The 26619-nt window shown below is 68.9% G+C and carries 29 protein-coding genes and 1 pseudogene; 8 read left to right on the top strand and 22 right to left on the bottom strand.

The annotated features are described in order from the left end of the window. Positions 1-4: 4 nt before the first annotated feature. Genes J0J01_RS28550 through cysQ form a run of 4 tightly spaced genes read right to left on the bottom strand, consistent with a single transcriptional unit; the run spans position 5 to position 4695 of the window. Positions 5-1438: an FAD-binding oxidoreductase gene (locus J0J01_RS28550; protein WP_296387021.1), complete on the bottom strand. Its 1434-nt coding sequence runs from the start codon at positions 1436-1438 to the stop codon at positions 5-7. Beyond that, positions 1435-2907 carry an FAD-binding oxidoreductase gene (locus tag J0J01_RS28545; protein ID WP_296387020.1) on the bottom strand — a complete coding sequence of 491 codons (1473 nt, stop codon included), beginning with the start codon at positions 2905-2907 and terminating at the stop codon, positions 1435-1437. Before J0J01_RS28545 ends, J0J01_RS28550 begins: the two co-directional genes overlap by 4 nt. A gap of 22 nt (positions 2908-2929) precedes the next feature. Beyond that, positions 2930-3904, bottom strand: coding sequence for an L-threonylcarbamoyladenylate synthase (locus J0J01_RS28540; protein ID WP_296387019.1), 975 nt, complete (start codon positions 3902-3904; stop codon positions 2930-2932). Next, positions 3901-4695, bottom strand: a complete 795-nt coding sequence (gene cysQ, locus J0J01_RS28535; RefSeq protein WP_296387018.1) for a 3'(2'),5'-bisphosphate nucleotidase CysQ — start codon at positions 4693-4695, stop codon at positions 3901-3903. Before cysQ ends, J0J01_RS28540 begins: the two co-directional genes overlap by 4 nt. 30 nt (positions 4696-4725) lie before the next feature. On the opposite strand from cysQ, the gene J0J01_RS28530 reads away from it, so the two are divergent. Beyond that, positions 4726-5526 (top strand): 5'-methylthioadenosine/S-adenosylhomocysteine nucleosidase, encoded by an 801-nt coding sequence (locus J0J01_RS28530; RefSeq protein ID WP_296387017.1) that lies wholly within the window; start codon positions 4726-4728, stop codon positions 5524-5526. Between the two features lie 250 nt (positions 5527-5776). Here J0J01_RS28530 and J0J01_RS28525 read toward each other — a convergent pair whose 3' ends face one another. Beyond that, the gene (locus tag J0J01_RS28525) at positions 5777-6652 is read right to left on the bottom strand and encodes an S-methyl-5'-thioadenosine phosphorylase (RefSeq protein ID WP_296387016.1); all 876 of its coding nucleotides are present in this window, start codon (positions 6650-6652) and stop codon (positions 5777-5779) included. Positions 6653-6711: 59 nt separating this feature from the next. Here J0J01_RS28525 and J0J01_RS28520 point away from each other — a divergent pair, with 59 nt between their 5' ends. Both J0J01_RS28520 and J0J01_RS28515 read left to right on the top strand, forming a co-directional pair. Further along, positions 6712-7557, top strand: coding sequence for an SDR family oxidoreductase (locus tag J0J01_RS28520; protein WP_296387015.1), 846 nt, complete (start codon positions 6712-6714; stop codon positions 7555-7557). Beyond that, a complete protein-coding gene (locus J0J01_RS28515) occupies positions 7541-8002 on the top strand; it encodes a hypothetical protein (protein ID WP_296387014.1) in 462 nt (153 codons plus the stop codon). Before J0J01_RS28520 ends, J0J01_RS28515 begins: the two co-directional genes overlap by 17 nt. Positions 8003-8055: 53 nt before the next feature. On the opposite strand, the gene J0J01_RS28510 is transcribed toward J0J01_RS28515, so the two are convergent. Together J0J01_RS28510 and J0J01_RS28505 are read right to left on the bottom strand one after the other, a co-directional pair. Beyond that, positions 8056-8433 carry a hypothetical protein gene (locus J0J01_RS28510; RefSeq protein ID WP_296387013.1) on the bottom strand — a complete coding sequence of 126 codons (378 nt, stop codon included), beginning with the start codon at positions 8431-8433 and terminating at the stop codon, positions 8056-8058. Between the two features lie 38 nt (positions 8434-8471). Then, positions 8472-9704 (bottom strand): LLM class flavin-dependent oxidoreductase, encoded by a 1233-nt coding sequence (locus J0J01_RS28505; protein WP_296387012.1) that lies wholly within the window; start codon positions 9702-9704, stop codon positions 8472-8474. Between the two features lie 72 nt (positions 9705-9776). On the opposite strand from J0J01_RS28505, the gene J0J01_RS28500 reads away from it, so the two are divergent. Further along, positions 9777-10508, top strand: coding sequence for a 3-oxoacyl-ACP reductase family protein (locus J0J01_RS28500; protein WP_296387011.1), 732 nt, complete (start codon positions 9777-9779; stop codon positions 10506-10508). A 4-nt stretch (positions 10509-10512) separates the two neighbouring features. Here the strand turns inward: J0J01_RS28500 and J0J01_RS28495 are convergent, their stop codons facing one another. From J0J01_RS28495 to zwf, 4 genes are all read right to left on the bottom strand, one after another. Beyond that, positions 10513-10716: a hypothetical protein gene (locus J0J01_RS28495; RefSeq protein ID WP_296387010.1), complete on the bottom strand. Its 204-nt coding sequence runs from the start codon at positions 10714-10716 to the stop codon at positions 10513-10515. A gap of 8 nt (positions 10717-10724) precedes the next feature. Then, the gene (locus J0J01_RS28490; RefSeq protein WP_296387009.1) at positions 10725-10943 is read right to left on the bottom strand and encodes a hypothetical protein; all 219 of its coding nucleotides are present in this window, start codon (positions 10941-10943) and stop codon (positions 10725-10727) included. 87 nt (positions 10944-11030) lie between these two features. Next, positions 11031-11831 (bottom strand): Cof-type HAD-IIB family hydrolase, encoded by an 801-nt coding sequence (locus tag J0J01_RS28485; protein WP_296387008.1) that lies wholly within the window; start codon positions 11829-11831, stop codon positions 11031-11033. Continuing rightward, entirely contained in the window at positions 11828-13333 is a 1506-nt protein-coding gene (gene zwf, locus J0J01_RS28480) for a glucose-6-phosphate dehydrogenase (RefSeq protein ID WP_296387007.1), read from the bottom strand. The genes J0J01_RS28485 and zwf overlap by 4 nt, the downstream gene beginning before the upstream one ends. Here zwf and J0J01_RS28475 point away from each other — a divergent pair. After that, positions 13332-13856, top strand: a complete 525-nt coding sequence (locus J0J01_RS28475) for a gluconokinase (protein ID WP_296387006.1) — start codon at positions 13332-13334, stop codon at positions 13854-13856. The two genes, zwf and J0J01_RS28475, sit on opposite strands and share 2 nt — an antisense overlap. On the opposite strand, the gene J0J01_RS28470 is transcribed toward J0J01_RS28475, so the two are convergent. The 5 genes and pseudogenes from J0J01_RS28470 to J0J01_RS28450 all read right to left on the bottom strand — a co-directional run bounded on the left by J0J01_RS28470 (position 13816) and on the right by J0J01_RS28450 (position 18459). Beyond that, entirely contained in the window at positions 13816-16047 is a 2232-nt protein-coding gene (locus J0J01_RS28470) for a molybdopterin cofactor-binding domain-containing protein (RefSeq protein ID WP_296387005.1), read from the bottom strand. The two genes, J0J01_RS28475 and J0J01_RS28470, sit on opposite strands and share 41 nt — an antisense overlap. Beyond that, a complete protein-coding gene (locus J0J01_RS28465; RefSeq protein ID WP_296387063.1) occupies positions 16044-16517 on the bottom strand; it encodes a (2Fe-2S)-binding protein in 474 nt (157 codons plus the stop codon). The genes J0J01_RS28470 and J0J01_RS28465 overlap by 4 nt, the downstream gene beginning before the upstream one ends. Then, on the bottom strand, positions 16517-17800 hold the full coding sequence (locus tag J0J01_RS28460) for a c-type cytochrome (RefSeq protein WP_296387004.1): 1284 nt from the start codon (positions 17798-17800) through the stop codon (positions 16517-16519). The genes J0J01_RS28465 and J0J01_RS28460 overlap by 1 nt, the downstream gene beginning before the upstream one ends. Before the next feature lie 21 nt (positions 17801-17821). Further along, positions 17822-18207, bottom strand: a pseudogene (locus J0J01_RS28455) (ATP-dependent DNA ligase); the annotation flags it as partial. A gap of 18 nt (positions 18208-18225) precedes the next feature. Beyond that, a complete protein-coding gene (locus J0J01_RS28450) occupies positions 18226-18459 on the bottom strand; it encodes a hypothetical protein (protein WP_296387003.1) in 234 nt (77 codons plus the stop codon). 113 nt (positions 18460-18572) lie between these two features. On the opposite strand from J0J01_RS28450, the gene J0J01_RS28445 reads away from it, so the two are divergent. Beyond that, on the top strand, positions 18573-21188 hold the full coding sequence (locus J0J01_RS28445) for a hypothetical protein (protein ID WP_296387002.1): 2616 nt from the start codon (positions 18573-18575) through the stop codon (positions 21186-21188). Positions 21189-21197: 9 nt separating this feature from the next. Here J0J01_RS28445 and J0J01_RS28440 read toward each other — a convergent pair whose 3' ends face one another. The 3 genes from J0J01_RS28440 to J0J01_RS28430 are packed head-to-tail and all read right to left on the bottom strand — an operon-like array spanning position 21198 to position 23460. After that, complete coding sequence (locus tag J0J01_RS28440) at positions 21198-22160, bottom strand: D-2-hydroxyacid dehydrogenase (RefSeq protein ID WP_296387001.1); 963 nt, start codon at positions 22158-22160, stop codon at positions 21198-21200. A gap of 31 nt (positions 22161-22191) precedes the next feature. Next, on the bottom strand, positions 22192-22686 hold the full coding sequence (locus tag J0J01_RS28435; protein WP_296387000.1) for a hypothetical protein: 495 nt from the start codon (positions 22684-22686) through the stop codon (positions 22192-22194). A 9-nt stretch (positions 22687-22695) separates the two neighbouring features. Next, positions 22696-23460: an SDR family oxidoreductase gene (locus J0J01_RS28430; protein ID WP_296386999.1), complete on the bottom strand. Its 765-nt coding sequence runs from the start codon at positions 23458-23460 to the stop codon at positions 22696-22698. Positions 23461-23511: 51 nt separating this feature from the next. On the opposite strand from J0J01_RS28430, the gene J0J01_RS28425 reads away from it, so the two are divergent. Both J0J01_RS28425 and J0J01_RS28420 read left to right on the top strand, forming a co-directional pair. Then, complete coding sequence (locus J0J01_RS28425) at positions 23512-24303, top strand: SDR family oxidoreductase (protein WP_296386998.1); 792 nt, start codon at positions 23512-23514, stop codon at positions 24301-24303. A gap of 27 nt (positions 24304-24330) precedes the next feature. Next, positions 24331-24570, top strand: a complete 240-nt coding sequence (locus tag J0J01_RS28420; protein WP_296386997.1) for a hypothetical protein — start codon at positions 24331-24333, stop codon at positions 24568-24570. A 27-nt stretch (positions 24571-24597) separates the two neighbouring features. On the opposite strand, the gene J0J01_RS28415 is transcribed toward J0J01_RS28420, so the two are convergent. From J0J01_RS28415 to J0J01_RS28405, 3 genes are all read right to left on the bottom strand, one after another. After that, on the bottom strand, positions 24598-25242 hold the full coding sequence (locus J0J01_RS28415; RefSeq protein ID WP_296386996.1) for a GntR family transcriptional regulator: 645 nt from the start codon (positions 25240-25242) through the stop codon (positions 24598-24600). Then, positions 25239-25664 (bottom strand): heme-binding protein, encoded by a 426-nt coding sequence (locus J0J01_RS28410; RefSeq protein ID WP_296386995.1) that lies wholly within the window; start codon positions 25662-25664, stop codon positions 25239-25241. The genes J0J01_RS28415 and J0J01_RS28410 overlap by 4 nt, the downstream gene beginning before the upstream one ends. A gap of 152 nt (positions 25665-25816) precedes the next feature. After that, entirely contained in the window at positions 25817-26548 is a 732-nt protein-coding gene (locus tag J0J01_RS28405; RefSeq protein ID WP_296386994.1) for an iron-containing redox enzyme family protein, read from the bottom strand. Positions 26549-26619 lie beyond the last annotated feature (71 nt).

Below are 26619 nucleotides of genomic sequence, written 5' to 3'. Positions count from 1 at the left end.
CCCTCTATTGAATTTGGATCACCTTCCCTGGATTCATCAGATTCTGCGGATCGAGCGCGCGCTTCAGCGAACGCATGACGTCGAGCTCGATCTTGGTGCGGTAGTGCTCGAGCTCGTGGACCTTGATGCGGCCGATGCCGTGCTCGGCCGAGATCGAGCCGCCATAGGCGGTGACGAGGTCGTAGATCGCGCCGCTGATCGCGTCGCCGTGTTGCATGAACTGCGGCTTGGACCAGCCGGCCGGTGCCTGGCAGTTGAAATGGAGATTGCCGTCGCCGACATGGCCGAACACCAGCGGCCGGCAGCCGGGCAGGGCCTTGGTCATCGCCGCCAGCCCCTCGGGCACGAAGGGCGGGATCTTGCTCACCGCCACCGAGATGTCGTGCTTGATCGAGGGGCCTTCCTTCTTCGAGGCCTCAGTATGGTTCTCGCGCAGCGCCCACAGCGCCTTGGACTGCGCCTCGGTCTGGGCGATCACGGCGTCGAGCACCAGGCCCTTCTCCATCGCCTCGCCGAGATAGGCTTCCATCTTGTCGCGCAGACCAGCCGCGTTGTCGCCCACGCTCGCCGGCCGGGCCGACGACCATTCCATCAGCACGTACCAGTCGTGCTTGTCTGCCAGCGGATCGGACGTGCCGGCGATGTGCTGCAGCACCAGGTCGATGCCCTGCCGGCCCATCAGCTCGCAGGAGGTGACGTTGTCCTCGGAGGCGGCGTACGCGCTGCTCAGCAGCTCGACGGCGGCCTGCGGCGAGGGTACGGCCGACCACGAGGTCGCGTGGTCCTTGGGCTTGGGCCAGAGCTTGAGGATCGCCTTGGTGATGATGCCCAGCGTGCCCTCGGCGCCGAGATAGAGATCGCGCAGGTCGTAGCCGGTGTTGTCTTTCTTGAGCGCCCGCAGGCCGTTCCAGATCTCGCCGTCGGGCAGCACGACCTCGAGCCCGAGCACCAGATTGCGGGCGTTGCCGTAATGCAGCACCTGCACGCCGCCGGCGTTGGTCGAGAGGTTGCCGCCGATGGTGCAGCTTCCCTCGGCGCCGAGGCTGAGCGGGAACAGCCGGTCGGCATCGGCAGCCGCTTCCTGGATGGTCTTCAGCACCACGCCCGCCTCGACGGTCATGGTGTAGCCGACCTTGTCGATCTCCAGGATGCGGTTCATTCGCGTGAGCGACAGCACGATCTCGCGGCCTTCCTCGTGCGGCGTGCCGCCGCCCGACATGCCGGTGTTGCCGCCCTGGGGCACGATTGCGACCTTCTCGGCGGCACAGAGCTTCACCACCGCGGCGACTTCCTCGGTGGTTGCCGGCCGCACGATCGCCAGCGCCGTGCCGAGATAGTTCTCGCGCCAGTCGGTGAGGAAAGGGTGCTTGCCCTGATCGTCGGTGATCAAGCCCTTGTCGCCGACGATGGCATGCAATCGGGCGACGAAGTCCGTCATGAAAGCCTCAGCACCTTGCCCGGGTTCATGATGTTCTTCGGGTCCAGCGCGCGCTTGATGGTGCGCATGGTGTCGAGCTCGATCTTGCTGCGGTAGTGCTGGAGCTCGTCGAGCTTCTCGATGCCGATGCCGTGCTCGGCCGAGATCGAGCCCGCCATCGAGGTGATCAGGTCGTTGACCGCGCGCGTCACCGCCGGTGCGTATTGCTGCAGGGTCGGCCGGTCCATGCCCTTGGGCGCGCCGAAGCCGAAATGGACGTTGCCGTCGCCGATATGGCCCAGCGGATGCGGCCGCAGCGTCGGCAGGATCTCGAGCGCCGCCTTGATTCCCTTGTCGATGAACTCGGGGATCTTGGAGATCGAGACCGAGATGTCGTAGCTGAGGCCCGGGCCCTCGGCGCGGCCGGCTTCGGCGACGCCCTCGCGGATCTTCCACATGTTGCGCGACTGGCTCTCGTTCTGGGCGATCACCGCATCGAGCACGCGGCCGGCTTCCATCTGCTCGCCGAGGAACTGCTCCATCTTCTCCGCCATGCCCTCGGCGCCCTCGCTCCTGGGCCGCGAGGAGTTCCACTGCATCAGCAGGTACCAGGGCGTGTCGGCCTTCAGCGGATCCTGGACGCCCGGGATGTGGCGCAGCACCATGTCGGTCGCTTCGCGGCTCATCAGCTCGCAGGACTCGACGTTGTCCTCCGAAGCCGAATGCGCCTCGGACAGGATCTCGATAGCCGCCTGCGGATCGCGGATCGCGAGCCAGGCGGTCGCGCCGTCCTTGGCCGCGGGCCACAGCTTCAGCACCGCCTTGGTGATGACGCCCAGCGTGCCCTCGGCGCCCATGAACAGGTGCTTGAGGTCGTAGCCGGTATTGTCCTTCTTGAGCGCGCGCAGGCCGTTCCAGATGTCGCCGTTGGGCAGCACCACCTCGAGCCCGAGCGCCAGGTTGCGCGCATTGCCGTAGCGCAGCACTTGCACGCCGCCGGCATTGGTCGAGAGATTGCCGCCGATCTGGCAGGAGCCTTGCGCGCCCAGGCTGAGCGGGAAGAAGCGGTCGTGCGCCGCCGCGGTCTCCTGCAGCGTCTGCAGGATGCAGCCCGCTTCGACGGTCATCGAATAGCCGACCGGATCGACGCTCAGCACCTTGTTCATGCGGCCGACCGACAGGACGATGCCGCGATGGGTCGGCCACGGCGTGGCGCCGCCCATCAGGCCGGTGTTGCCGGCCTGCGGCACGATCGCGATGCCGTGCTCGTGGCAGAGCTTCACGACCTGCGAGGTCTCCTCGACCGATGCCGGCCGCACCACCACCGACGCGCTGCCCGAACGCGAGCCGCGCCAGTCGGTGACGAACGGCTTCTTGTCCTGCTCGTCGATCACCAGGCCCTTGTCGCCGACGATGGCGTGCAGCTTCTTCAGGATCTCGTCGGTGACCGGCGTGGTCGGAATCTGGGGCTGGATGACGGTATCGGGCATGTTTCCTCGCTTTGAATGGAGCTTAGCCCCGGCCAACCGACCCGTCATCCGCGGCCGCCCGGCGCAGCCGGTCGGCGATCGCCAGCCCCAATCCAGTGTGCGGAACAGGCATCACCGCGATGCGGGCGACATCGGGTCGATCCAGCGCGCGCAAATGGGCGAACAGGTTGGCCGCCGCCTCGCCGAGATCGCCGGCGACGCTGAGATTGAGCGTGTGCCTGGCGCCCTTCAGCGGATTGGGGCCGAAAGCGAGCAGCGCCTCGTCGGCGGCGACGGCCGACGCGTCGAGCCGCACCGGCCGCGACGGCGCGTAGTGGCTCTGCAACTGGCCCGGCGACTTGCGCGCGACATCGCCGGTCGGCAGCGCGTCGCTGAGCGCGATCGATCCGATCAAGGCCTCGATCGCCTCGCGCGTGGCGCCGCCGGGACGCAACAAGGTCGGCCGATCCGAGGTGAGATCGAGCACCGTCGATTCGACGCCGACCGTGCAGGGGCCGCCATCGAGGATCATCGCGACCTTGGTCCCGAGCGATTCGGCGACGTGCTCCGCGCGGGTCGGGCTGATGGCGCCGCTGCGATTGGCCGACGGTGCGGCGACCGGCACACCGGCGGCGCGGATCAGCTCCTGCGCCATCGGATGCGCCGGCGCACGGATGGCGACGGTGTCGAGGCCGGCGGTCGCGAGCAGCGCGACGGTCGAACCGGGCGCGCGCGGCAGCACCAGCGTGAGAGGACCGGGCCAGAACTTCGCAGCGAGCGTCTCTGCCGCATTGTTCCACTGCACGAAGCGCTTCGCCTCGCTCGAGTCGGGCACGTGGCTGATCAGCGGATTGAACTGCGGCCGGCCCTTGGCTTCGAAGATCTTGGCGACCGCGCGCTCGTTGGTGGCATCGCCGCCCAGCCCGTAGACGGTCTCGGTCGGGAAGGCGACCAACTCGCCCGCCCGGATCAGGCGTGCGGCCTCGGCGATCGCCGCGCAGTCTTCCGGCGCGGTCATCGCGCCGCCTTGCTGCGGGCGATGAAGTGCGGGTTGCCGAAACCCGGCTTGCCGTAGGCGAGGGGACGGTCGTCGGTGGTCACCACTTCGCCGCCGGCGGCCTCGAGCACACCCTGGCCGGCGGCGGTGTCCCATTCGTTGGTCGGGCCGAAGCGCGGATAGATGTCGGCGCGACCCTCGGCGATCAGGCAGAACTTCAGTGACGAGCCGGCCTGGATGCGTTCGGCCACGGTGAGGTCGTTGTTGCGGAACCAGACGTCGAGATCGCTGTAGATCGCGTGGCTGCGGCTGGCGCATGCCACCAGTCCGCTCGCCGGTGGCGTGCGCACGGCGATCGCGTGGAAGGCGCCGCCTTTCTCGCTCTTGTCGGCGCCGAGCTCGGCATCGCCGCGCCACAGCGTGTCGGGCACCGGCGCCAGCACGATGCCGAGCGTCGGCTTGCCCGCCTCGACCAGCGCGATGTTCACCGTGAACTCGCCGTTCTTCTTGATGAACTCCTTGGTGCCGTCGAGCGGGTCGACCAGCCAGAACGGCCGGCCGTCGAGCTTGGGCACATGGCCCGCCGCCATCTCCTCCTCGGCGACCACGACCAGGCCGGGCGTGAGCTGGCGCAGGCCCGCCACGATCACCGCCTCGGCGGCGTGGTCGGCGTCGGTCACCGGGCTGCGGTCGGCCTTGACGCGCTCGCCGAGATCGCCGGCATAGATGCGCAGGATCTCGCGCGCGGCGTCGCGGGCAAAGGCGGTGCAGGCGTCGCGCAGGGCGCGCCGGTCGGGGAGGATGGTGGACATGGAGGCGACGACCTTATAGCCCATTCGGGCATGGCAAGCAGGCTTCTGGGCGTCATATCGGCCTTGCCGGAGGAGTTCGCCCATCTCTCGGACCAGTCCGCTGCAGCGGACCAGTCCGCTGCCGCGGACCAGTCGGGCCCGGCGCACACGATCGGCGGCCACAGCTTCTGGCGCGGCCGGATCGCCGGCCGCGAGGCGGTATTCGTCGAGTCCGGCGCCGGCAAGGTGAATGCCGGCGTCGCCACCTCGCTGCTGCTCGACCGTTTCGAGTGCCGCGCGCTGATGCTGTGCGGCGTCGCGGGCGGGCTCGATCCGGCGCTGGGCGTCGGCGACGTCGTGATCGGCACCAGTCACGTCCAGCACGACTACGGCACCCATCGTGAGGGCTACTTCCTCACCATCCAGCCCGGCAGCCGGCCCTCGCGTGGGACGACCGACTGGAAGCCGGGCTATCCCGAGTCCGAACCGCTGGTCGCGCGGCTGCGCGAAGCCATCGACGGCTTCGCGCTGGAGCCGTTGCCGGCCGAGGTCGGCGTCGGGCCGCGCGTGCCCGGGGTCCATTTCGGCCCGATCCTGACGGGCGACAGCTTCATCAATGCCGAGGACCACCGGCGGCGCCTGCACGGCGAGTTCGCCGCCAAGGCGGTCGATATGGAAGGCGGCGCGGTCGCCCAGGTGGCGCGCCGCTGGGGCGGCGACATCCCGTTCGTCAATGTGCGCTGCCTGAGCGACCTCGCGGGCCGCCGCAGCCATCTCGACTTCCGGGCCTTCCTGCCGATCGCGGCAAAGTACGCTTCGCAGGTCGCCCACCGGCTCGCGCCGGCGATCTGAACGCGCCGTTTTCACGATTTTTCGCGCCTTCGCCAAAAACGGCGAAAACGGTCGAAAACCGTTGCGGTTGATCGTCCATCCGAGGTCTTGCAGCGTCATCATGCGGGTCATTAAGCACGATCGCCGCATCAACACCTATTATGGGCAATGGAACCGAGAATCAGAGGCTTTTTATGCGGGTTCGCACGCGTTCCATTGCCCATAATGAGGCGATCGCCGCGGAGTTTTGCACAGGCTTTCCGAGCCGTGCCTACGAAGCCTTGAGCATGCGTCCCGCGACCGCCTCGAGCTTCTTGATCATCGCGGGCGAGCGCGCTGCCGGCCCGGTGATCAGCGCGTGCTCGAGCGCGCGGTCGCAGCCGGCCGGGCAGGGGGTGGGCCGCGTCCTGGCGAGCCGCGGCGCCATCATCGAGACCAGCGTCTTGGCGCGCTCGGCATTGTCGAGCAGCACGCGGACGATGTCGGCGACCTGGACATGGTCATGGTCGGGGTGCCAGCAGTCGAAGTCGGTGACCATGGCGACGGTGACGTAACAAATCTCCGCCTCGCGGGCGAGCTTGGCCTCCGGCATGTTGGTCATGCCGATCACGTCGCAGCCCCAGCTGCGATAGAGCTTCGATTCGGCGAGGCTGGAGAATTGCGGCCCCTCCATCGCGATGTAGGTGCCGCCGAAGGTGATCGGGAAGCCGGCTTCCCGGGCGCACTCGTGCACCGCCTGTGCAAGCCGGTTGCAGGTCGGCTGGGCCATCGAGACGTGCGCCACCAGCCCCTTGCCGAAGAAGCTCTTCTCGCGCGCGAAGGTGCGGTCGATGAACTGGTCGACCACCACGAAATGACCCGGCGGCAGGTCCTCGCGCAACGAGCCGCAAGCCGACAGCGAGAGGATGTCGGTCACGCCGACCCGCTTCAGGGCGTCGATATTGGCGCGATAATTGATCGAGGTCGGCGAATGGAAATGGCCGCGGCCGTGGCGCGGCACGAACACCACCGGCTGGCCGCCCAGCACGCCGAACAGGAATTCGTCGGAGGTCTCGCCGAACGGCGATTGTATCCGCCGCCATTCGGCCTGCCCGAGGCCTGCGATATCGTATACGCCGCTGCCGCCCAGGATGCCCAGTACAGTCATCACGCCTCCCCGATCGTCGGTTGGTGTATCATCCCGGCGGCAGGAGCGGGGGAGAAAACATGGGCAAGCTCGACGGCAAGGTCACGATCGTCACCGGTGCGACCAGCGGCATCGGCCGACGCACGGTCGAGATCTTCGTGCAGGAAGGCGCCAAGGTGGTCGCGACCGGCCGCCGCGACGAGCTCGGGCGCAGCCTCGAAGCCAGCTTGGGCAAGGACAATTGCCTCTTCGTGAAGGCCGACGCCACGAAAGAGTCCGACGTCATCGCTATGTTCGAGGCGTGCCTGGCGAAGTGGGGCCGGCTCGACGCGCTGTTCAACAATGCCGGCGGGCCGGCGCCGGTGGGCGGCATCGAGACCATCCCGGTCGCGGGCTTCGACGCGGCGATGGCGACCCTGGTGCGCTCGGTGATGCTCGGTATGAAACATGCTGCGCCGATCATGATGAAGCAGGGCTCGGGCAGCATCATCAACAACGGTTCGATCGCCGGCCGTCGCGCCGGCTACTCGACCTCGATGATCTACGGTGCGGCCAAGGCGGCGGTGAACCATCTCACGGTGTGCGCGGCCATGCAGCTCGGCGAGAAGAACGTGCGCTGCAACGCGATCTCTCCCGGCGGCATCGCCACCGGCATCTTCGCCAAGGCGCTGGGCGTCGATCACGACAAGGCCGACGGCTTCGCCGAGGCGGCGGCCAGGAACATGGCGGCGATGCAGCCGATCCCGCGCGCCGGCCGCACCGACGACATCGCCAGGGCGGCGGTGTTCCTGGCCTCCGACGACTCGAGCTTCATCAACGGCCACGATCTGGTGGTCGATGGCGGCGTGACCGGCGGTCGGCTGTGGACGCCGCATCAGCAGGGCGTCCAGGCGATGCGGCAGGCGTTCGGTGTCGCGCAGGACTGACATCGCGGCGGTGCTCGGCGGCCTGCTGCTGTCAGGCTGCCTGCAGGCGCAGGGCGACCCGGCCTATCTGCCGGTGTCGCTGCAGCCGCCCTACGACACGCTGCCGGAGATGCCGCCGGACACGCCGATCGAGCCCGGCATGCCGGTCAAGCTCGATCCACGCCAGCAGGAGGCGGTGGTGGCGGGCGTTGCCAAGTGGATGAAGACGCCGGGCTCGGCGTCGTTCGGCGCGATGTCGGGCGTAAAGCTGCGCCAGGGCCAGATCGCCGTGTGCGGCGAGGTCGACGGCCGCAACTCGACCGGCGTCTATGCCGGCATGGCGCGCTATGTCGGCGTGATGATGGGGTCGCCCAAGGCTCCGGACTTCGTGGTGGTGGGCATCGCCCAGAACGGCAAGCCGCGCGCCGAGATCGAGGCGATCTGCCAGAAGAGCGGGATCTTTTAGGAGAGAGAGGGAGAAAGAAACCCTCCCCACATGAATGGAGAGGGGTTTCTCGTCTAGTCCTTCGAGTCGTCGTTGAGCAGCCAGGCGCGCGCATCGTCGAGCGAGGTGAACAGGCGCATCTGCCGGCGGGCGCCCGCGAAGTTCATGTAACGGCGCAGGCTGTTGCGCGCGTCCTCGGCCGTGGCGACGGCGGCCACGGCGCCGCGCGGATCGAAGGCGGCATAGGCGCTGACCCGCGCGCCCAGCACCATGACGTCGTCGTCGCTGAGTTGCGGCCCACCCTCGCGCGCATCGAACAGCTTGGAATAGGACGCCGCGTTTTGCACGACGACGGCGTCGAAATAGTCGAGGATTTCCTGGAGGACGACGCCGCCGTGAGTCCTGGCGTAGACAAAACGCTTCTGATGATCGATCTCGAACTCGACCGGCACGCTGCTCTCCCCCGCGCTCGCGGCGAGTGGCGGCGGCGTTATTCCGCCGCCTGCTTGCCCAGCCCCTTCGGCACCTGCGCGGCCGCCGCGGCGACGCGCGGGTTGCTGGTGACCTTGAGCGCTTCGGCGGCGTCCTTGTTCTCCATGATCTTGGCCATGATCGCCTGGCCCGCGCGGTCGAACACGGCGCGGTTCTCCTGCAGGTGCCGCTCGGACTCGCGCAGCTTGGCGACGTAGCCGTTGATCTCGGGGATGACGTAGCGGGCGACCATGTCCCACGAGCGGAAGGTGTTCTCCGGGTTGGCCCAGTCGTGCACGAAGCCGACCGCATGGCCGAAGCCGCCGCTGCTCTGGTAGACGCTCTTGATCATCTTCACGAGGTCGTCCGGCGTGCCGATGACGGCGGCCGAGCCCGGCCCGGTCATCTGCTCGATCGCATCGTCGGGCGACCTGAAGGCGACGGATCCCGGGCGCTGCAGGGTGGCGTGGATGTACTCGTTGTGCCAGCGCATCAGGCCGTGGCGCGCCTCCTCGATTGCCTTCTCCTTGGTCTCGGCGATGTGCCAGTTGAGCAGCACGCGCCAGTTCTTGCGGTCGACGGTGGTGCCGGCCTTCTTGGCGGCGCTTTCGGCGAAGCCCCACTGCGTCGGCAGCGCGGTCAGGCCCTCGGGCGCCATCGAGCCCAGCGAGATGATGCCGATGCCGTACTTGCCGGCGAGCGTCATGCCCGACGGCGAGATCTGCGAGGCGACGGCGAACGGCATGTCCTCTTGCAGCGGCAGGAGCTGCAGGGCGGCGTCGTTCAGGGTGAACCACTCGCTCTTGTGGGTGACGCGCTCGCCCTTCATCAGGCGGCGGATGACGCCGATCGCCTCGTCCTGGCGGTCGCGCTGGGTCATCGGGTCGATGTTGAGCGTGTAGGCGTCGGACGGCAGGGCGCCCGGGCCCGAGCCGAAGATCGCGCGGCCGCCGCACATCCAGTCGAGCTGGACCATGCGCTGCGCCACGTTGAACGGGTTGTGGTAGGGCAGCGAGATCACGCCGGTGGCGAGCTTGATACGCTTGGTGTGCTCGGCCGCGGCGGCGAGGAACATCTCGGGCGAGGCGATCATCTCCCAGCCCGAGGAATGGTGCTCGCCGCACCAGAACTCGTCGTAGCCGAGCTCGTCGAGGTGCTGCACGAACTTGATGTCGCGCCGGAACTGCAGCATCGGGTTTTCGCCGATGGGATGATGGGGAGCGAGAAACGCGCCGAAGCCGAGCCGGGCCATACGGGCCTCCTGTTGGATCCTGTGTGTTCGGAAGGCATGGTAAACGGTTGTTCAGGATTTAGGGAGCGGGGAATGACCGATTTGACCGGACGCGTTGCATTGGTGACCGGCGGTTCGCGCGGGATCGGTGAGGCGATCGCCGTTTCGCTGGCCGAAGCGGGCGCGGCCGTGGCCGTGAATTATCGTGAGAAACAGGCCGACGCCGAGGCGGTGGCCGAGAGCATCCGGGCCACCGGCAGCAAGGCGCACGCCGTGCGCGCCGATGTGTCCCAGGCGAGCGAGGTCGCGCGGATGATCGGCTGTATCGAGCGCGCGCTGGGGCCGGTCGACGTGCTGGTGAACAACGCGGGCATCGGCCTGGTGCGCACCGTCGACGATCTCACCGAGGCCGACTTCGACGTCACCATCGCGGTCAACCTGAAGTCGGTCTTCCTGTGCACCCAGGCGGTGATCCCCGGCATGCGCCGGCGCCAGTGGGGCCGCATCGTCAACATCTCGTCCGGCGCGGCGCGCGGGGCGGGCGGCGTCGGGCCGCACTACAACGCCTCGAAGGCCGGCATGGAAGGCATGACCCGCGGCTATGCCGCGCGGCTGGTGAAGGACGGCATCACCGTCAACGCCGTGGCGCCGTCGCTGATCGAGACCGACATGGTGAAGCAGGGGTTGGCCTCGGCGGCGTCGCGCATCCCGCTCGGCCGCTTCGGCACGCCGGACGAGTGCGCGCAGATCGTGCTGATGCTGGCCGGCAACGCCTACATGACCGGCCAGACCGTGGCGCTGTCCGGCGGCATGTCGTTCCTCTAGGCTTTCATGCGGACCGCGGCACCAGCTCGACCGGACCGGAATATTCCCGGTCGGGCAGGTAACGGGCGCGGCGGTTGCCGGCACGGAACCACCAGGCGAAGCCCGGGCAGAGGACGATCACCGGCACGACCACCGCCAGCGTCACCACCGTGGCGTCGATCAGGATCAGCCGCTGGGCCGCGCCGATCGGACCCTGCGGATCGAGCACGCCGCCCGTCAGGCGGGCCGCGGCCGCTTCGGCCGGCCCGCCTCCTTGGCCGGCGGTGCGGCGAGGCTCTCGCGCAGCATGTCCTTCAGGGTGACCGGCCGCTTGTGCTTCTTCAGCAGGTCGGCGATCGCCTGGTCGATCAGGTCCTGGAAAGTCTGGCCGGTCTCGCGCGCCAGCGTCAGCAGCGCGTCGTGGCTGGCGGTCGCGACGTGGATCATCTTGCGCATCGTTCCAGCACCTCCACTCGGCCAGGTTCCGCCACGATGACACACGACGCGATGCCGAGAAACAACCCTATCTCGATGACAGCCCCGTCATGCGTCCAGGATGTATTTGCGGATGGCTTCGGCGAACCCTTCGCGATCGTTCGATTCCGTAACGACCGCGGCATGGGCCTGCACGTCCGGCACGGCATTGCCCATGGCGATGCTGAGCCCGCCCTGGGCGAACATGCCGACGTCGTTGTGATTGTCGCCGATCACCGCGACCTCGGCCAGCGGCACGCCCATCAGCGCCGCGAGCCGCGCCACCGCCGTACCCTTGTTGGCCAGCGGATGCGTGACGTCGAGATAGAAGGGCTGCGACCGCGAGACCGACGCCTGCTCGCCGAGCGCCGCCTGCAGCTCGCGCTCGCAGCGCGCCAGCAGGTCGTGGTCCTCGCTGACGCCGACGACCTTGAAGGCCGAGGCGAGCGCCGGCTCGAGGTTGCGCACGAGGGTCGGCTTGAAGCGCACGACGCGGATCTCCGGGACGACGTGTGCATTGTCGGCGTCGATCAGCAGCCAATCCAGCCCGCTGAACACCCAGACATCGATACCCTTGGAGCGCAGCAGGTCGTGTGCGCGCTGCGCCGTCTCGGGCGCCAGCAGATGGTTCTCGATTGGCGTCAGGTCGGGGCCGGTGAAGGCACCGCCATTGAAGCCGGCGATCGGCATGGCGATCGACAAAGGCTCGACGAACATGGTCATGGCGCGCGGCGGGCGGGCGCTGATGATGGTAAAGCCGATGCCGCGCCTGTGCAGCTCGGCGACGGCCTGCTGGCTGCGCTCGGTCAGGATCTTGGCCGGCGTCACCAGCGTGCCGTCGACGTCGGAGATCAGGGCAGAGATCTTCATCGGATGATGCGCCGCCAGCGGCGGTGATCGCGCGCCAGCAGCTCGTCGGCCTCCTTCGGTCCCATGCCGCCAGCGTCGTAGATCGCCAGCGGAATGTCGCGATCGTTCTCCCACGCATCGAGGATGGGCTGGATCACGCCCCAGCCGGCCTCGATCGTCTCGGCGGGCTGGAACAGCGAGGCGTCGCCCATCATGCAGTCGTAGATCAGCGTCTCGTAGCCGGTGCTGGGCTTGGCCTCGAAGACGTCGCTGTAGTTGAACTTCATGTCGGCGCCGTCGATCCGCACCGTCGGTCCGGGGATCTTGACGCCGAAGCGCAACTGCACGCCTTCCTCGGGCTGGATGTGCAGGGTGAGGTCGTTGGGCGGCAGCCGCTCGACCGGCGTGTCGCGGAACAGGGCGAGCGGCGCCTGCCGGAACTGCACCGTGATCTCGGTACGTCGCCGCCCCAGCCGCTTGCCGGTGCGCAGGTAGAACGGCACGCCGACCCAGCGCCAGTTGTCGATGCCGAGCTTCATCGCGACATAGGTCTCGCTGCTCGAATCGGTCGGTACGTCGGGCTCCCCGCGATAGGCCGGGACGGCTGCGTCGCCGACCCGGCCGGCGCCGTACTGGGCGCGCACCACGTCGAGACGCGGGTCGAGATTGCGGACGGCGTGCAGCACCTTGGCCTTCTCGGCGCGCAGTGCGCCGGCGCTGAGATGGCTGGGCGGCTCCATGGCGATCAGGCTGAGGAGCTGGAAGAGGTGGTTCGGTACCATGTCGCGCAGCGCGCCGGTGCCGTTGTAGGACTTGCCGCGGCCCTCGACGCCGACTGTCTCGGCAACGGTGATCTGCACATGGTCGATGTGGTCGCGATTCCACAACGGCTCGACGAAGCCGTTGGCAAAGCGCAGCACCAGGATGTTCTGCACCGTCTCCTTGCCGAGGTAATGGTCGATGCGGAAGATCTGGTCCTCGTGCGCCACCCGCAGCAGCCGCTTGTCGAGCGCCGCTGCCGAGGGAAGGTCGTGGCCGAACGGCTTCTCGATCACCAGGCGCCGGAAGGTGTTTTCGCCCTCGCGCAGCAGGTCGGCCTTGCCCAGCCGGCGGGCGATCACCTGAAACTCGGTCGGCGGCGTGGCGAGATAGAACAGCGCGTTGCGCTCGGCCGGCAGGAGCGCAGCCACCGCCTTGTAGGGTTCCGGCCCCTCGAACTTGCCCGAGACATACCGGGTGCGCTGCAGGAACCAGTCGATGTCGTCGCGCGCCCCGCCGCCGAACTGCTCCATGCCCTTGCGCAGATGCTCGCGGAAGCCGTCGTCGCCGATGTCGCGCGAGGCGACGCCAATCAGCGCGAAATCGTCGGGCAGCAGGCCGTTGCGCCTGAGGTTGCGCAGCGCCGGCACCAGCAGGCGTCGCGTGAGGTCGCCGGTCGCGCCGAAGATCACCAGCGTGCAGGTTGGGGGCGGCGGTGCGCTATCGGGTGTCGTTTCGGCGGGATTTGCAGTAGGCAGGTTCATGGCTTTCGACACGATTCTCGTGGTGATGGGCGTATCGGGCTCAGGCAAGACCACGGTGGCCGAGAAGCTCGCCGCCGCGCTCGGCGTCGAGTTCCTCGAGGGCGACAAATTCCATCCTCCGTCCAACGTCGAGAAGATGAAAAGCGGCACGCCGCTCACCGATGAAGACCGCTGGCCCTGGCTCGGGGCCATCGCCGCCAAGATCGACGAATGGCGCGGCGAAGGGAAGGGCGGCGTCATCACCTGCTCGGCGCTGAAGCGTACGTACCGCGACATTTTGATCGGCAACCGGCCGCAGGTGCGCGTGGTCTATCTCAAAGGGTCGCATGACCTGATTCATCGGCGCATGGCCGCGCGACGCGGGCACTTCATGCCGGTCGGCCTGCTCGACAGCCAGTTCGCGACGCTGCAGGAGCCCGGTCCCGACGAGCGGCCGATCGTCACCGATATCGGCGGCACGCCGGAGGAGATCGTGGCCGATATCATCCGGCAGCTTGGCGGGCGTCCGCAGGCTTCGGCCTGAGCGCGGCCCTGATCCGCGTCGGCGACAGGGGCATGTCGCGCAGCCGCAGGCCGAGCGCATCGGCGACGGCGTTGGCGAGCGCGGCCGACGCCGGCCCCTGCGAGGCCTCGCCGGCGCCGAGGAAAGGCTGGCCCGGCCGGTCGATCACCTGCACCTCGATACGGCCGGGCACGGCGGGAAAGCGCAGGATCGGATAGGCGCTCCAGTCGAAGCTGGTGCGATGCGACTTGGCGAAGCCGACCGATTCCAGCGTCGTCCAGCTCAGCGACTGCACGATGCCGCCTTCGATCTGGTTGCGGATGCCGTCGGGATTGACCGCCTCGCCGCTGTCGACCGCGGCGACCACGCGCGGCACATGGATCTCGCCGGTGTCGCGGTCGACCCGCACCGCCATCGCGACGGCGCAGTAGCTCGCGAGGTTCTTGTAGCGGGCGAAGGCGAAGCCGGTGCCGCGGCCCTCGCCGCCGCCATTGTTTCTCATGCCGCGCTGCGCCCAGCCGAAGCGGTCTGCGGCGCGGCGCACGACCTCGCGCGCCCGCTCGTCCTGCAGCCAGGCGAGGCGGAAGGCGACCGGATCGGCGCCGGCCTCGGCCGCGATCTCGTCCATGAAGGACTCGATCGCGAACACGTTCATCTGCGCGCCGAGTCCGCGCAGCGCCGACACGCGCACTGGCATCTGCTCGACGAAGTGGAAGGTGCCGCGGGCGTTGGGCAGGGCGTAGATCGGGTTGCCGTTGCGTGCCCCGCCGCCCTCGGGCATCGGGATCGGGCGCGGTTTGGGCGGCGTGAACGGCGGTTCGACCTCGCGGCCGGCGAGCAGGCCGCCGGCGGTCGTCGGCCGCGTGCTGTGGGTGTTGCTCCAGACCTCGTGGCGCCAGCCGACGATGCGGTTGTCGGCGCCGAGCTCCGCCGTCATCTCGACCACCATCGCCGAGCCGAGCGGCTCCCAGCCATGCTCTTGCTCGCGCATCCATTGCAGGCGCACCGGATGGCCCGGCACCGCGCGCGCCGCGAGCGCCGCATCGGCCGCGACATCGTCGGCGCCGTTGTGGCCGTAGCAGCCCGAGCCCTCGACATGGACGCAGCGCACTTTCGCAGGCTCGAGCTTCAGCAGCTCGGCGAGCGCGCGGCGCAACGGATAGACGCCCTGGCTGTGCGTCCACACCGTGACGCCGTTGTCCTCCCACAGCGCCACGGCGCAGGACGGGCCGACCGAGCCGTGCATCAGGTGCGGCCGGCTGTAGCGGGCGCGCAGCACGCGCGCCTCGGCCGGCGTCGGCGGGCCGCCGTAGTCGAAGATCGCCATATCCTGTGCCGGCAGGCGGCGGATCGTCTCGCGCAGGTCGGCGGCTTCGATCGGCGCCGCCGTGCGTTCCCAGCCGCCGGCCTGCAGGCGATGCAGCGCCTTGACCGCGCGCCATTCCCGATCGGCGACCACGGCCAGGAAGCGGCCGGCGCGCACCACCTTCACGACGCCGGGCATCTTCTCGACGGCCGCGATGTCGGCGGCCTTCACCGTTGTGCCGTCGCTCGGACCGCGCACCACGCGCGCATGCAGCATGCCGGGCAGGCGCATGTCCTGCACGTAGGCCGCGCCGCCGGTCACCTTGGCGGGAATATCGACCCGCGGCAGGTCCTGGCCGAGCAGCCGCGGGCCGTCGGCGCGGCGCGGCATGCCGGGCTTGGCGTCGACCTGCAGCGACAGCGCCGCGGCGAGATCGCCGTAGGGGACGCTGCGGCCGTCGGGCGCATGCGCGGCGCCGTCGCGCAACGCAATCTTGTCGATGGCCATGGCGAACTGCCACGCCGCGGCTTCGGCGAGCAGCGCCCGGACGTTGGCGCAGGCGTTGACGATGGCGGTGCCGCTGTCCTGCATCGAATGGCTGCCGGCGGTCACGCCTTCGTCCGGCGTGCGGGCGGTGTCGGCGGTGACGAGATCGATGCTGGCGAACGGCGTCGCCAGCTCGTGCGCGGCGACCTGCATCAGCGCGGTCTTGATGCCCTGGCCGAGCTCGGCCTTGCCGGTGAAGACGGTGATGCGCCCGTCGCTGCCGACCCGGATCCACGAATCGAGCTCAGGCGTCTTGGCGAGCGACGGCGGCAGCTTCTTGCCCTGCGCAAGGCCGCGGCCGCCGAGCGCGAACGAGACGACCAGCGCGTTGGCGATGAAGGCGCGGCGGCCGAGCGTCATGGTGTTTGCTCCGCAACGTCGCGCACGCCGCCGCCCATCGCCTCGGCGGCGCGGCGCACGGCGCGCAGGATGCGCATGTGGGTGCCGCAGCGGCAGAGGCTGGGCGCGAGATGGGCCCGTACTTCTTGTTCGGTCGGGCGCGGATTGCGCTCGAGCAGCGCCTGGGCGCGCACGATCATGCCGGCGATGCAGTAGCCGCATTGCGCTGCCTGCTCGGTCTCGAAGGCGGCGGGCAGCGCAGCCGGCAAGCCTTCGATCGTGCGGATCTTGCGCGTGCCGAGCGCGGCCGCCGGCACCAGGCAGGAGAAGACCGGCTTGTCGTCCAGCAGCACGGTGCAGGCGCCGCATTGCCCCAGGCCGCAGCCGAACTTGGCGCCGTTGAGCTCGAGGTCGTTGCGCAGCACGTAGAGCAGGGGCGTGTCGGGATCGACCTCGACCTCGTGCATCTGGCCGTTGACGGTGAGCGTGATCACTTCGGCTCCCCTTGCCGTACCTCGGTTACCGCAGCCTGCACATCGGACCACGGCGGCTTGTCGGTGAAGCGCGTCCGCAGATAGGCGGCGAGCTCCTGCACCTGGCGGTCGTCGAGCATGTCGGCATAGGCGGGCATCGTCGGACCGGTGGCGCCGGCCGGCGAGGCCAGCCCCTTCATGATAATGGCGACGGTGTTGCGCGCATTGTCCGTGTGCAGCGGCGTGCCCCAGGCGAGGTGCGGGCGGCCCTGCTGCATCATCGGCGCGCCTTGCTCGTGGCAGGTGGCGCAGGCGCCGGCGAACAGCGTCGCGCCCTCGGGATGGGCGCGTGCGGCGTCGGCCAGGCGATCGATCGGTTCTGGCGAGTCCTGGAGTGCCGCCGGCGCCGCGGCCATCAGCGACGCGACATAGACGGCGATGGCGCGCACATCGTCCTCGGGCACCTGCGCCAGGGCGCGCGTGACGCCGCCCATCGGGCCGGCCGCCGCCGCGTGCCGGGGGCCGAGGCCGGTGCGCAGGTAGGTGTAGAGCTCGTCGACCGTCCACGGTCGCACGGCCGGCGAGCTCGCATTGAGCGGCGGTGCGTACCAGCCTTCGATCTCGGCGCCGTCGAAGCGGCGCGAGCGATCCTCGGCACCGAAGCGGTCGCGCGGCGTGTGGCAGCTGCTGCAATGCGCCAGCCCGGCGACCAGCGCGCGGCCGCGATTCCATTGCGGCGTCTGCGACGGATCGTCGGCGATCGCGCCCTCGCGCAGGAAGACCAGGTTCCAGCCGGCCATCGCCGGCCGCCAGCCCGCCACGCCGTCGAGCTTCGTCTGCGGTGCGCTCCCCGCGATCGGCCGCCGCGTCATCAGCCAGGCATAGAGCGCGTCGAGCTGCTGGTCGGTGGTGCGCGTGAAGTGATCGTAGGGGAAGGCGGGATAGAGGTGCGTGCCGTCGCGCGCGACGCCGCGGCGCATGGCGCGGCCGAAGGCTTCGCGCGACCACGCGCCGATGCCGTCGTCGGGATGCGGCGTGATGTTGGTGGCGAACACCGTGCCGAACGGCGTCGGCAGGGCGCGGCCGCCGGCCAAGGGCCGCGACGGGTCGGACGTGTGGCAGCCGGCGCAGTTGCCCAGTCTCGCAAGGTCCTCGCCCTCGGCGACGCGGTAACGATCGAAGGAGTCGGGGGCGGGCGGCGTGACCTTCTCGATCTCCGGCGGCCACGCGAACACGATCGCAGCCGCGATCGCTGCGGCGCACACGAGCGCAATCCCCACCGCGAACCGCGTTCGGGCCAATCCAACTCCTCCGTCTCGCGACTATAACGCTGCCTGCGGCCGATGGGTTCGACGCTTTTTCGTCACGAACGGGCGAGAGGGCCGCGCTTCCTGTCGCAGCTGATCGAAAGTGCAGTCACGCGGCGACTTGTCGGGGCGCCAGCGCAGGAACCGCGTGCCGTGACGGAAGCGCTCGCCGGTGATGTGGTCGTACCGCACCTCGGCCACCAGCCCAAGCTTCAGCGGCACCCATTGGCCGCGGCGCCCGGTCGACCGGCGGCTCGGCCCGCCCGATGCATCGCCGGTGAATCCAGGGCCGCCCTGAAGCCGACATGGTCGAGCGTCCCTGAGTCGTTGAACAGGCCGAGCGGCAGCGAGCCCACCGGCCTGCTTCCGGTGGCGTAGCGGAAGCCGCCGATCACCCAGTCGGGATCGCGAGGCATGCGTCAGTCCCGGCCGCTCCGGTTGCTGTAGAACATCAGCGCCATCAGCCCGGCGCCCAGCGCCACCGTGGCGACGATGCCGAGGGTCATCGCGATCCAGCCGGCGCTGGACATCTTCTCACCGCCCTCCGGGACGTCCCAGCCGATTGCCATGAAGACGATGGCGAGCAGCAGGAAGCCGACGAGGAGGACCAGCGTGAGGATCGTGCCTGGAGAGGTGCCACTCTTGCCGCGCATTCCGAGACAATGCCCGTTTGCGGCGCGGGTTGCCAACGCCGGGTCGGTGGCGTCCCTGCCGCAAAGCGTGTAGGTTCTGCGGGTTGTTCTACTGGAGTAGAGGAACGAACAGCATGCGCCGGTTCCTGGCGGCCGCTTTGGCGGCCTTGCTGATCGCGGGCACGAGTCCCGCTGGGGCGGTTGAGGTCACCATCGTGGGGGCGGGCGGCGCGGCTGGTCACAGCCTGGCGATAGGCACCAACGATGCGCAGTTCGACTGGTCGATCGTCGTGCGTCGCAACGACAAGGGCGATCCCAAAGAGGACAAGGATCCAACCATCTGCCTCGATGCCACACCGCTGGTGGCGACGCAGGGCGGTGCGGTCGTGACCGGCGCCAGGCTGTCGGTCGACGGCAAGGAAAGCACGGACGAGGTCTGCGCGCCGCTGCGCCCTTATGAGCAGAAGACCTTCAAGTTCGCCGGCAGCCTGCCGGCCGACGGCGAGTTCAAGCTCCAGCTCGGGCTGATCGTCAAAGGCGAGGGACGGCAGCCCTACGATGCGACGATCACCCGAAAGAACCCAACGACGCGACTGGGCTTCGTCGGCGTCGGCAGCGACGGCAAGATGGCGATGAATTCGGACCGCGCTGCGTTCGCCTGGCCGCTGATGATCCGGCGCAACGACCGCGAGGCGCCGCCCGAGCTCCCGGTCACGCTCCGCGCCTCGACCTTCACGGGCCCCGGCGGCAGGATCATCGCGCCGCGGCTCATGCGCGACGGCCAGCCGGTGAAGCCGGACGAGCCGCTGAAGCTTGGGCCCTTCGGCGAGGCCCTTGTCATGCTGGTTCCCGGCGACGACGCCGCCAATCTCGCCGACGTCGAAGGCGCCTATGTCGGCGAGATTCTCTACGAAGTGCAGGGGGCGCGCGCAAGCGTGACCCTCACCTTGAACCGGCAGCTCCCCGACCTCGACTTCAAGGCAGAGCCCATCAGCAAGCTGCGGGGGGTGGTGGGCGGATCGCCCGTCGGGTTCCATCTCTACCTGCAGAACACGACCGGCGCGCCACGGCCCCTCTATGCGCCGAAGATCTTCCATCTCGACCGGATCGATGCAGTCGCCTCGCCTTCGGTCGAGGTTGCGCCGAGGGACTATGCGGTGACCGTCACCGGCCCGGCGGCCTTTCCGCAGACGGTGGAGGCCAACCAGCCGGTCGATCTGATGGTGACGCTTGCCGGCCTGAACGAGGCCGGGTCCTACAAGGGCGTGGTGCGCCTGGCGGCACCCGATCGCAAGCCGCTCGACGTTGCCTTCGAGCTCAGCCTGCGCCTGTGCTGGTGGTATGCCGCTGCCGCCATCCTGCTCGGAGTCGTGCTGGCCGCGCTCGCTCGCTTCCTGCAGCAGTACCTCCAGCCACGCCTGTTGCTGCAGCAGGAGGCGCTGGAGGTTCGCGGCAAGCTCGACGAGCTGCGCCAGGCGCAAGACTACGACCTGACCGCAGGCGAGCGCGATGTGATCGGCGCGTTGGCGACGGAGATCGATCGGATCGGCGCGAGACTGCGCAGTCCCTTCGTCTCGATCGACGACGTCTCGACGCGGATCGCCGCCGTGCGCGTGCGCCTGCCGCTGCTGCCGGCGTGGATCACCGCCCGCCGGCGGCGCGCCGCCGTGCGGCCGCTGACGATCGGCGATGTCGTCGATGCCGATCTCGACACCGCGCAGGCCGCGCTGACCAAACTCGCCGCGCCGGCCACCGACGTAACGGCAGCCCTGACGCTGATGAACGGCGTGGAGGGACGACTGAGGACCCGGCTGCTCCAGGTCATCAAGCAGGCGGCCGACGACATGAGGGCGGAGATCGCGGCGTTGCCCATCCTCAGCCAGCTTGCGGCCGACAGCGTGCGCGCGGATCTCGGCGCGGTCGACGCCGCGGTAACCGCGACCCGGGTGGACGAGGCACGGGCCGCCCTCGACCGCGCGCGCACGAGCTACGTCATCGCACGCAGCGGCGCCTTGCGCATCGCCATCGCCGTGCCGAATCCGCCCTTCGGCTTCGACGCGGCGCAGTGGACCACCTACCGCGCCGATATCCTCCGGCAGCTCGATGAGGTGCTGGCGGAGCCAAGTCCGGAGAGTCGCGTTGGGCGCTGGAACACATTGATCTTCGCGTATCTGCGGGACGTCGTGCAGCACGCGGTCGATGCGGTCGACGGCAAGCTGCAGCAGGCGCCGCTCGCCGATGCCGTAAAGGCGGCCTGGCAGGCGGCCCGGGGCAAGCTGGAGGAGGCCGCGATTGCCGCGCGCGATCGCCACTTCACCACGGCCCAGCGCGCTTACGACGATGCCCTGCGGTTGGCGCGCGACGCCTTGACGACGCAGGCCGGCGTCGCCGCGGCGCCGGCTATGCCTGCCGCAATGGCTGCCGTGGCCGCGTTCGCCGCGGCGCCGGCCGCCGGTGGCGCCGCGCCGCCGGCAACATCCTGGGGCGATGTCGCGGTCGCCGTCCTGCTGCCGTTGCCGCTCGGCCCGCGCGCGACCACAGCGGGAGTGCAGAGCGCCCTCCTGTGGTCGACGGGGCTGCTCCTCGTGTTCGGCCTGTTCGTGGCGACCGTGTCGGGAGTGCAGGTGCTTTACGAGCCGAATCCGACCTTCGGCTGGAAGGACCTGGTGGCGGCCTTCCTGTGGGGCGCCGGCATCCAGGCGGCGGCCGGTCAGGCCTTCCAGGGGCTGTCGACGCTGTTTCGCAGCTAACAGTTTGGGCTAATAGCCCGCGCCTCGGTCGACCACTTCCTTCAGCGGCGCGCCGTCGAGGAAGCGGCCGAGATTGTCGACGAACAGCCGGGCGACGAAGCGGTCGCGTTGCGGATGCGGGCCGCCGATATGGGGCAGCACCAGGATGCCGTCGGTCTGCCAGAACGGATGCTCCGCGGGCAGCGGCTCCTGGCGGAAGACGTCGAGCACGGCGCCGGCGATGGTCTTGTTCTTCACCGCCGCGATCAGGTCGTCGTCCTTGATCAGGTGGCCGCGGCCGAAGTTCAGCAGCCACGCCATCGGCTTCATCTTTGCGAGCCGCTCGGCATTGATGAAGTTGTCGGTGGCGGGCGTTGCGGGAAGCAGGAGCAGGAGGTAATCGGCCTTGGCCAGCACCTCGTCGGTGCGCTCGGGCGGCAGCACCTCGTCGACGTTCGCCGTCACCTCCGGCCGGCGCTTGGTGCCGATCACTTTCATGCCGAAGGCCTTGGCCATGCGCGCCACTTCGCCGCCGACGGCGCCGAGGCCCAGGATGCCGAGCGTCTTGCCGGTCAGCGGCTGCGCCACGGTGTGGACCCACTTGCCGGCCTTGTCGTTGGCGGCGGCGATCGCCAGCGGCTTCGCGACATAGAACAGCGACGCCATGATGTTCTCGGGCATCGATTCGGTGTGCGTGCCGCGGGCGCAGGTGAGGGCGAGCGTCTTCGGCAGGTCGGGCAGCGCCAGCCAGCCCTCGACGCCCGCGGTCATCGCCTGCGCCCAGCGCAGCTTGGGCATCGCCGGCAGCAGGCCGGGCGGCACCACCGGCGCCATCAGCGCCTCGGTGCGGGCGAGCTGCTCGGCCGAGGGCTTGTCCTTGCGCGGCAGCGTGGAAAGGACGACGCGATCGGCGAGGCCCGCCGCCGTGATGGCGTCGAGATAGGCGGCGGTGTTGTCGGTCCACAGCAGGACGTGCGCGCGGTTGGTCGTCATGGGAGCTCCTGTCGATCGGAACCCTAGCACGTCATTCGTGGACCGCGGACCCTTCCAGCGACAAAGCCGCGTCGATCGCGGGCTTGTCTTCCAACAGGCGAGCGCAGCCGGCATTGAGGCCGTCGCCCGGCAGTTTTTCGGTGGGCGCGATGAACAGCGCCGTAATCCGAATATCGCCGACCTTGAGCCGCGCCTCGCTCAGCCAGCGCGTGGCGCGGATCGAGGCGCCGCCCTTGTCGAGCCGCAGCCAGCCGCAGAGGATGGCGCGCTCGCCCGACGGATCGATGCGGACGTAGGCGGTGTCGGTGCCCTTGGTGGTGCCGCTCTGGCTGTAGTTCACCGTCCATTCGAAGGTAACAGCCCGGTAGAGCCTGGCGTCGTCGGCCGCGACGTCGATGGTGCCGACATAGTCGGATTTGGCGACGCTGGGATCGCGGATCCAGCCCTGCGATACCGCGAGCCCGAACAGCAGCAGGCCCACGCCGAAGGCGAGGATCACCCAGCGCGGCAGACCGAAAGTGCTCACACCAAAACCTCAGGCAAGGATCGTCGTCATGCCGCCGTCGACCACCAGCGTGTGGCCGGTGATGTAGGCGCCGGCGTCCGACGCCAGCAGCAGCAGGGCGCCGCGCAGGTCGGCCGGCGTGCCCCAGCGGCTCGCGGCCGTGCGCTGCTCGAGCATGGCGCAGAACTTCTTGTCCTGCTGCAAGGGCACGTTGAGCTCGGTGCGGATGTAGCCCGGCGCGATCGCGTTGGCCGTGACGTGCGGGCCGAATTCGGCGGCGAGGTTCTTGGTCAGGCCGGTCATGCCGTGCTTGGCCGAGACGTAGCCCGCGACCGAGCCGCGGCCCAGCACTGCCATGATCGAGGAGATGTTGACGATGCGGCCATACTCGCGCGCCAGCATGTGGCGGCCGACCTCGCGGGCCAGGGCGAACGGCCCGATCAGGTCGGTTTCGATCACCTTGCGGTAGTCGGGCGTGGCGGTGTCGACGATGTTCGAGCGGTGGATGACGCCGGCGTTGTTCACCAGCACGTCGATGCGGCGGTGCCTGCGCAGCAGGGCGCGCACGCCGGACTGGATGCTGGCCTCGTCGGTGACGTCGAGGATCACCGCCTCGGCCTTGCCCTTCTTGCGCTTGATCGCCTTGACGGTGGCGTCGAGGTCCTTGGCGACGCGGCCGGCGCACAGCACGGTGGCGCCGGCCCCGGCGAGGCACGCGGCCATATCGCGGCCGAGGCCGCGCGAGGCGCCGGTTACCAGCGCGATGCGGTTCTTGAGCGAAAACAGGTCTGCCATGGGGCGCGATCCTAGCCTATGAATCCGTCCGCACCATACGGGGAGGAAAGCATGGCCAAGGTGGCAATCGTGACGGGGTCGGCGACGGGGCTGGGCGCTGCCTGTGCGGTCGATCTGGCGGGCCGCGGCTGGAACGTCGCGATCAACTACACCAAGAGCAAGAAGGAAGCCGACGAGACCTATGCGAAGGTCAAGGCCAAGGGCGCCGAAGCGATCCTGGTGCAGGCCGACATGGGCCGAGACGCCGACTGCCGCAAGCTCGCGGCCGAGACGCTGAAGGCGTGGGGCCGCATCGACGGGCTGATCAACAACGCCGGCACCACCAAATTCCAGGGCCAGGGCGACCTCGAGGGCGTCACGGCCGAGGACTTCGACCGCATCCTGCGGGTCAACGTCACCGGCCCCTACATGATGAGCCGCGCGGTCTATCCGACCATGAAGAAGCAGTGGGACGACAAGCAGGAGCGCGGCTCGATCGTCAACATCTCGTCGATCGCGGGCGTGATGGGCGTCGGCACGTCGATCCCCTACGCCGCGTCGAAGGGTGCGCTGAACACGCTGACGCTCTCGCTGGCGCGCTGGTTCGGCCCGGCGGTGCGGGTCAACACGGTATGCCCGGGCTTCATCCAGACCCGCTGGCTGCTCGGCGCGCTGGGCCAGGACGACTACGAGAAGCTCAAGACCGCGCAGGAGCAGACCACGCCGCTGCGCCAGGCCGGCACGCCGGAGCAGATGGCGGAGGCGGCGATCTTCTTCCTGACCAGCGCCAGCAACATCACCGGCGAGTTCCTGATCGTCGACGCCGGCACGCACCTGGGAGGGCTGCCGATGAAAGGCCGCTAGCTTTTGACGAGGCCATCGGAGCATCGAATGATTCTGAACATTGTCGACCACCGTAAGCGGCCGTACCGGTGGAACGCCATAAATGCGATCATTGAGCCGACATCTCACGACAATAGCGTGAAGGATTCGGACGAGGCGGAGGAGGAGGACTCGGCACCGGCATACGACGCTCTTGAGGGTATTTCGCTCGCGGATGCGGTGCAGTGGGCATCCGCGATGCGCTACGGCGTTACGCTCTACCTCTACGATCTCGGCAGCGGGACTTAAGCGGCTCGCTGCCAAGGCGGCGGCCGGTTAGGCTGCCGCCTTCTTCATCGATTCGGCGAACGCCATCGCGGCATTCTGAACGTGGCGGGTGGCGAGCAGGGCGGCGAGCTCGGCATCGCCCGCGATCACCGCGGCGAGGACGCCGGCGTGCTCCTGCCAGTCCTCTCGGGCGCGCACACGGCCATTGATCGCGAAGGCAATCGAGGTGCGCTCGCGCAGGCCGCGCATGACGTCGGACAGCACCGAGTTGCGGCTCGCCTCGGCCAGCCGCTCGTGGAACTCGGCATTGAGGCGGGCGAGCTCCTCGGCGGTGCCGCTCTTCGCCGCCGCGTTGCCGCGAGCCAGTGTTTCTTCGAGCGCGGCGACGATCTCCGGATCGTGCCGTTGCGCCGCCAGCTTGGCGTTGAGGCCTTCGAGCAGGGCGCGGACCTCGACCAGCTCGGCGACGGTCTCGGGCGTGATCTCGACGACGGTGGCGCCGCGGCGGGGCAGGAGGGTCACCAGCCCCTCGACCGACAGGCCGCGCAGCGCTTCGCGCACCGGCACGCGCGACACGCCGAGCTCGGCCGACAGCCGGTCCTCGACCAGCCGCTCGCCGGGCTTCAGCGTGCCGTCGAGGATGCGGCCGCGGATCTGCTCGCTGACGACGCGGGAGAGGGGGCGGTCGCTCATGTCTTCAGCGTCGCCATGAAGGCGGCGATGCCGGCCTCGCAGCAGGCGATGTCCTGCTCGCCGTTGCCGCCCGAGGCGGCGATGCCGCCGACGCACTGGCCGTCGACGAAGATCGGGAAGCCGCCGACGAACACCGTGAAGCGGCCGCCATGCTGGGTCCAGATGCCGAACGCCTCCTCGCCGGGCAGCGAGTTCTTGTAGTTGTCGGTGCGCTTGCGATGGCCGGCCGCGGTGAACGCCTTGTTCATGGCGATCTGCACGCTGGTCACCTTGCCGCCGTCGAGGCGGCGCAGCGCGATCGGATAGCCCGCGTTGTCCGCCACGCAGAGGACCTCGGGCACGCCGAGCTCCTCCGCCTTCTTCTGCGCCGCGTCGAGCATGAGGTGCGCCTCGGCGAGGGTGAGGGTTTTGTAGGTGTGCATGGGAATCTTTCTTTTTCCTCCTTGCGCGTAGCGCGGGGAGGTGTCGCGGTAATCCGCGACGGAGGGGTCATGAGTCCGAGACTGCGGCCTATGACCCCTCCGTCGGCGTAAGACGCCGACACCTCCCCGCGCTGCGCGCAGGGAGGAATGGGTTACGCCGCGAGCTTCTGGCCGGCCTTCTTCTCGACGAAGGTGCGCCACACGCCGTCGAGATAGAGCCGGCGCATCATCGTCGCCTCGCGCACGTTGCGCACGCAGGCGGCGCGCTGCTCGTCGGTCGTGGCGTACTTCTCGACGATCTCGTAGCCCTTCTCGCCGTGCTCGATGTCGGCGGCAATATGGATAGTGAAGAAGGTGACCTCTTCCTCGCTGAAGCCGTACTTCTCGAGCAGCGGCGGCGTGGTCTTGCTGTAGATGCGCGGCACCTGGCTCTCCAGGCCGATCAGCAGGCCGGACAAGGCCTCGACGAACGGCTTGCGCGACTGCACCGTGCACCAGCTTTGCAGGCCGAGCGTCTCGGCCAGCAGCTCGCCGTTGACCTGCGCGTTCAGGATCTCCGTGCGGCTCTTGCCGCAGACCTCGCCGAACTCCAGCAGCAGGTCGGAGTGGCGCACCGGTGCCGCGCCATGCATGCCGACCAGGCCTTCCTCCTCGGTGACGTTCTCCAGCAGGAAGTGCTGCACCTCGGGATGCGGGCAGTTGGCGTAGACCGCCGCGACCCACTCAGCGAAGTGGCTGACGTAGTGGAAATGCTGCTTCACCCATTCGCCGAGCTGGCGGCGATCGAGCTTGCCCGAGGTCCAGGCCTCGCTCCACGGATGCACCGCCGAATGGCGCTGCTCGATGGCGTCTTCGAGAGCCTGACGGAATGCACTCTTGGCCATGGTGACTTCCTCCAAGTGTCTGGTGGAGAAAATTGTATACAAGAATAACCGATTTCGTCAAATTGACATGG

The sequence above is a fragment of the Reyranella sp. genome (assembly GCF_017305915.1).
In the GTDB taxonomy this organism is placed as follows: domain Bacteria; phylum Pseudomonadota; class Alphaproteobacteria; order Reyranellales; family Reyranellaceae; genus Reyranella.
Note: the sequence above shows the minus strand (reverse complement) of the source record. Positions and strands in the feature narration are given on the sequence as shown.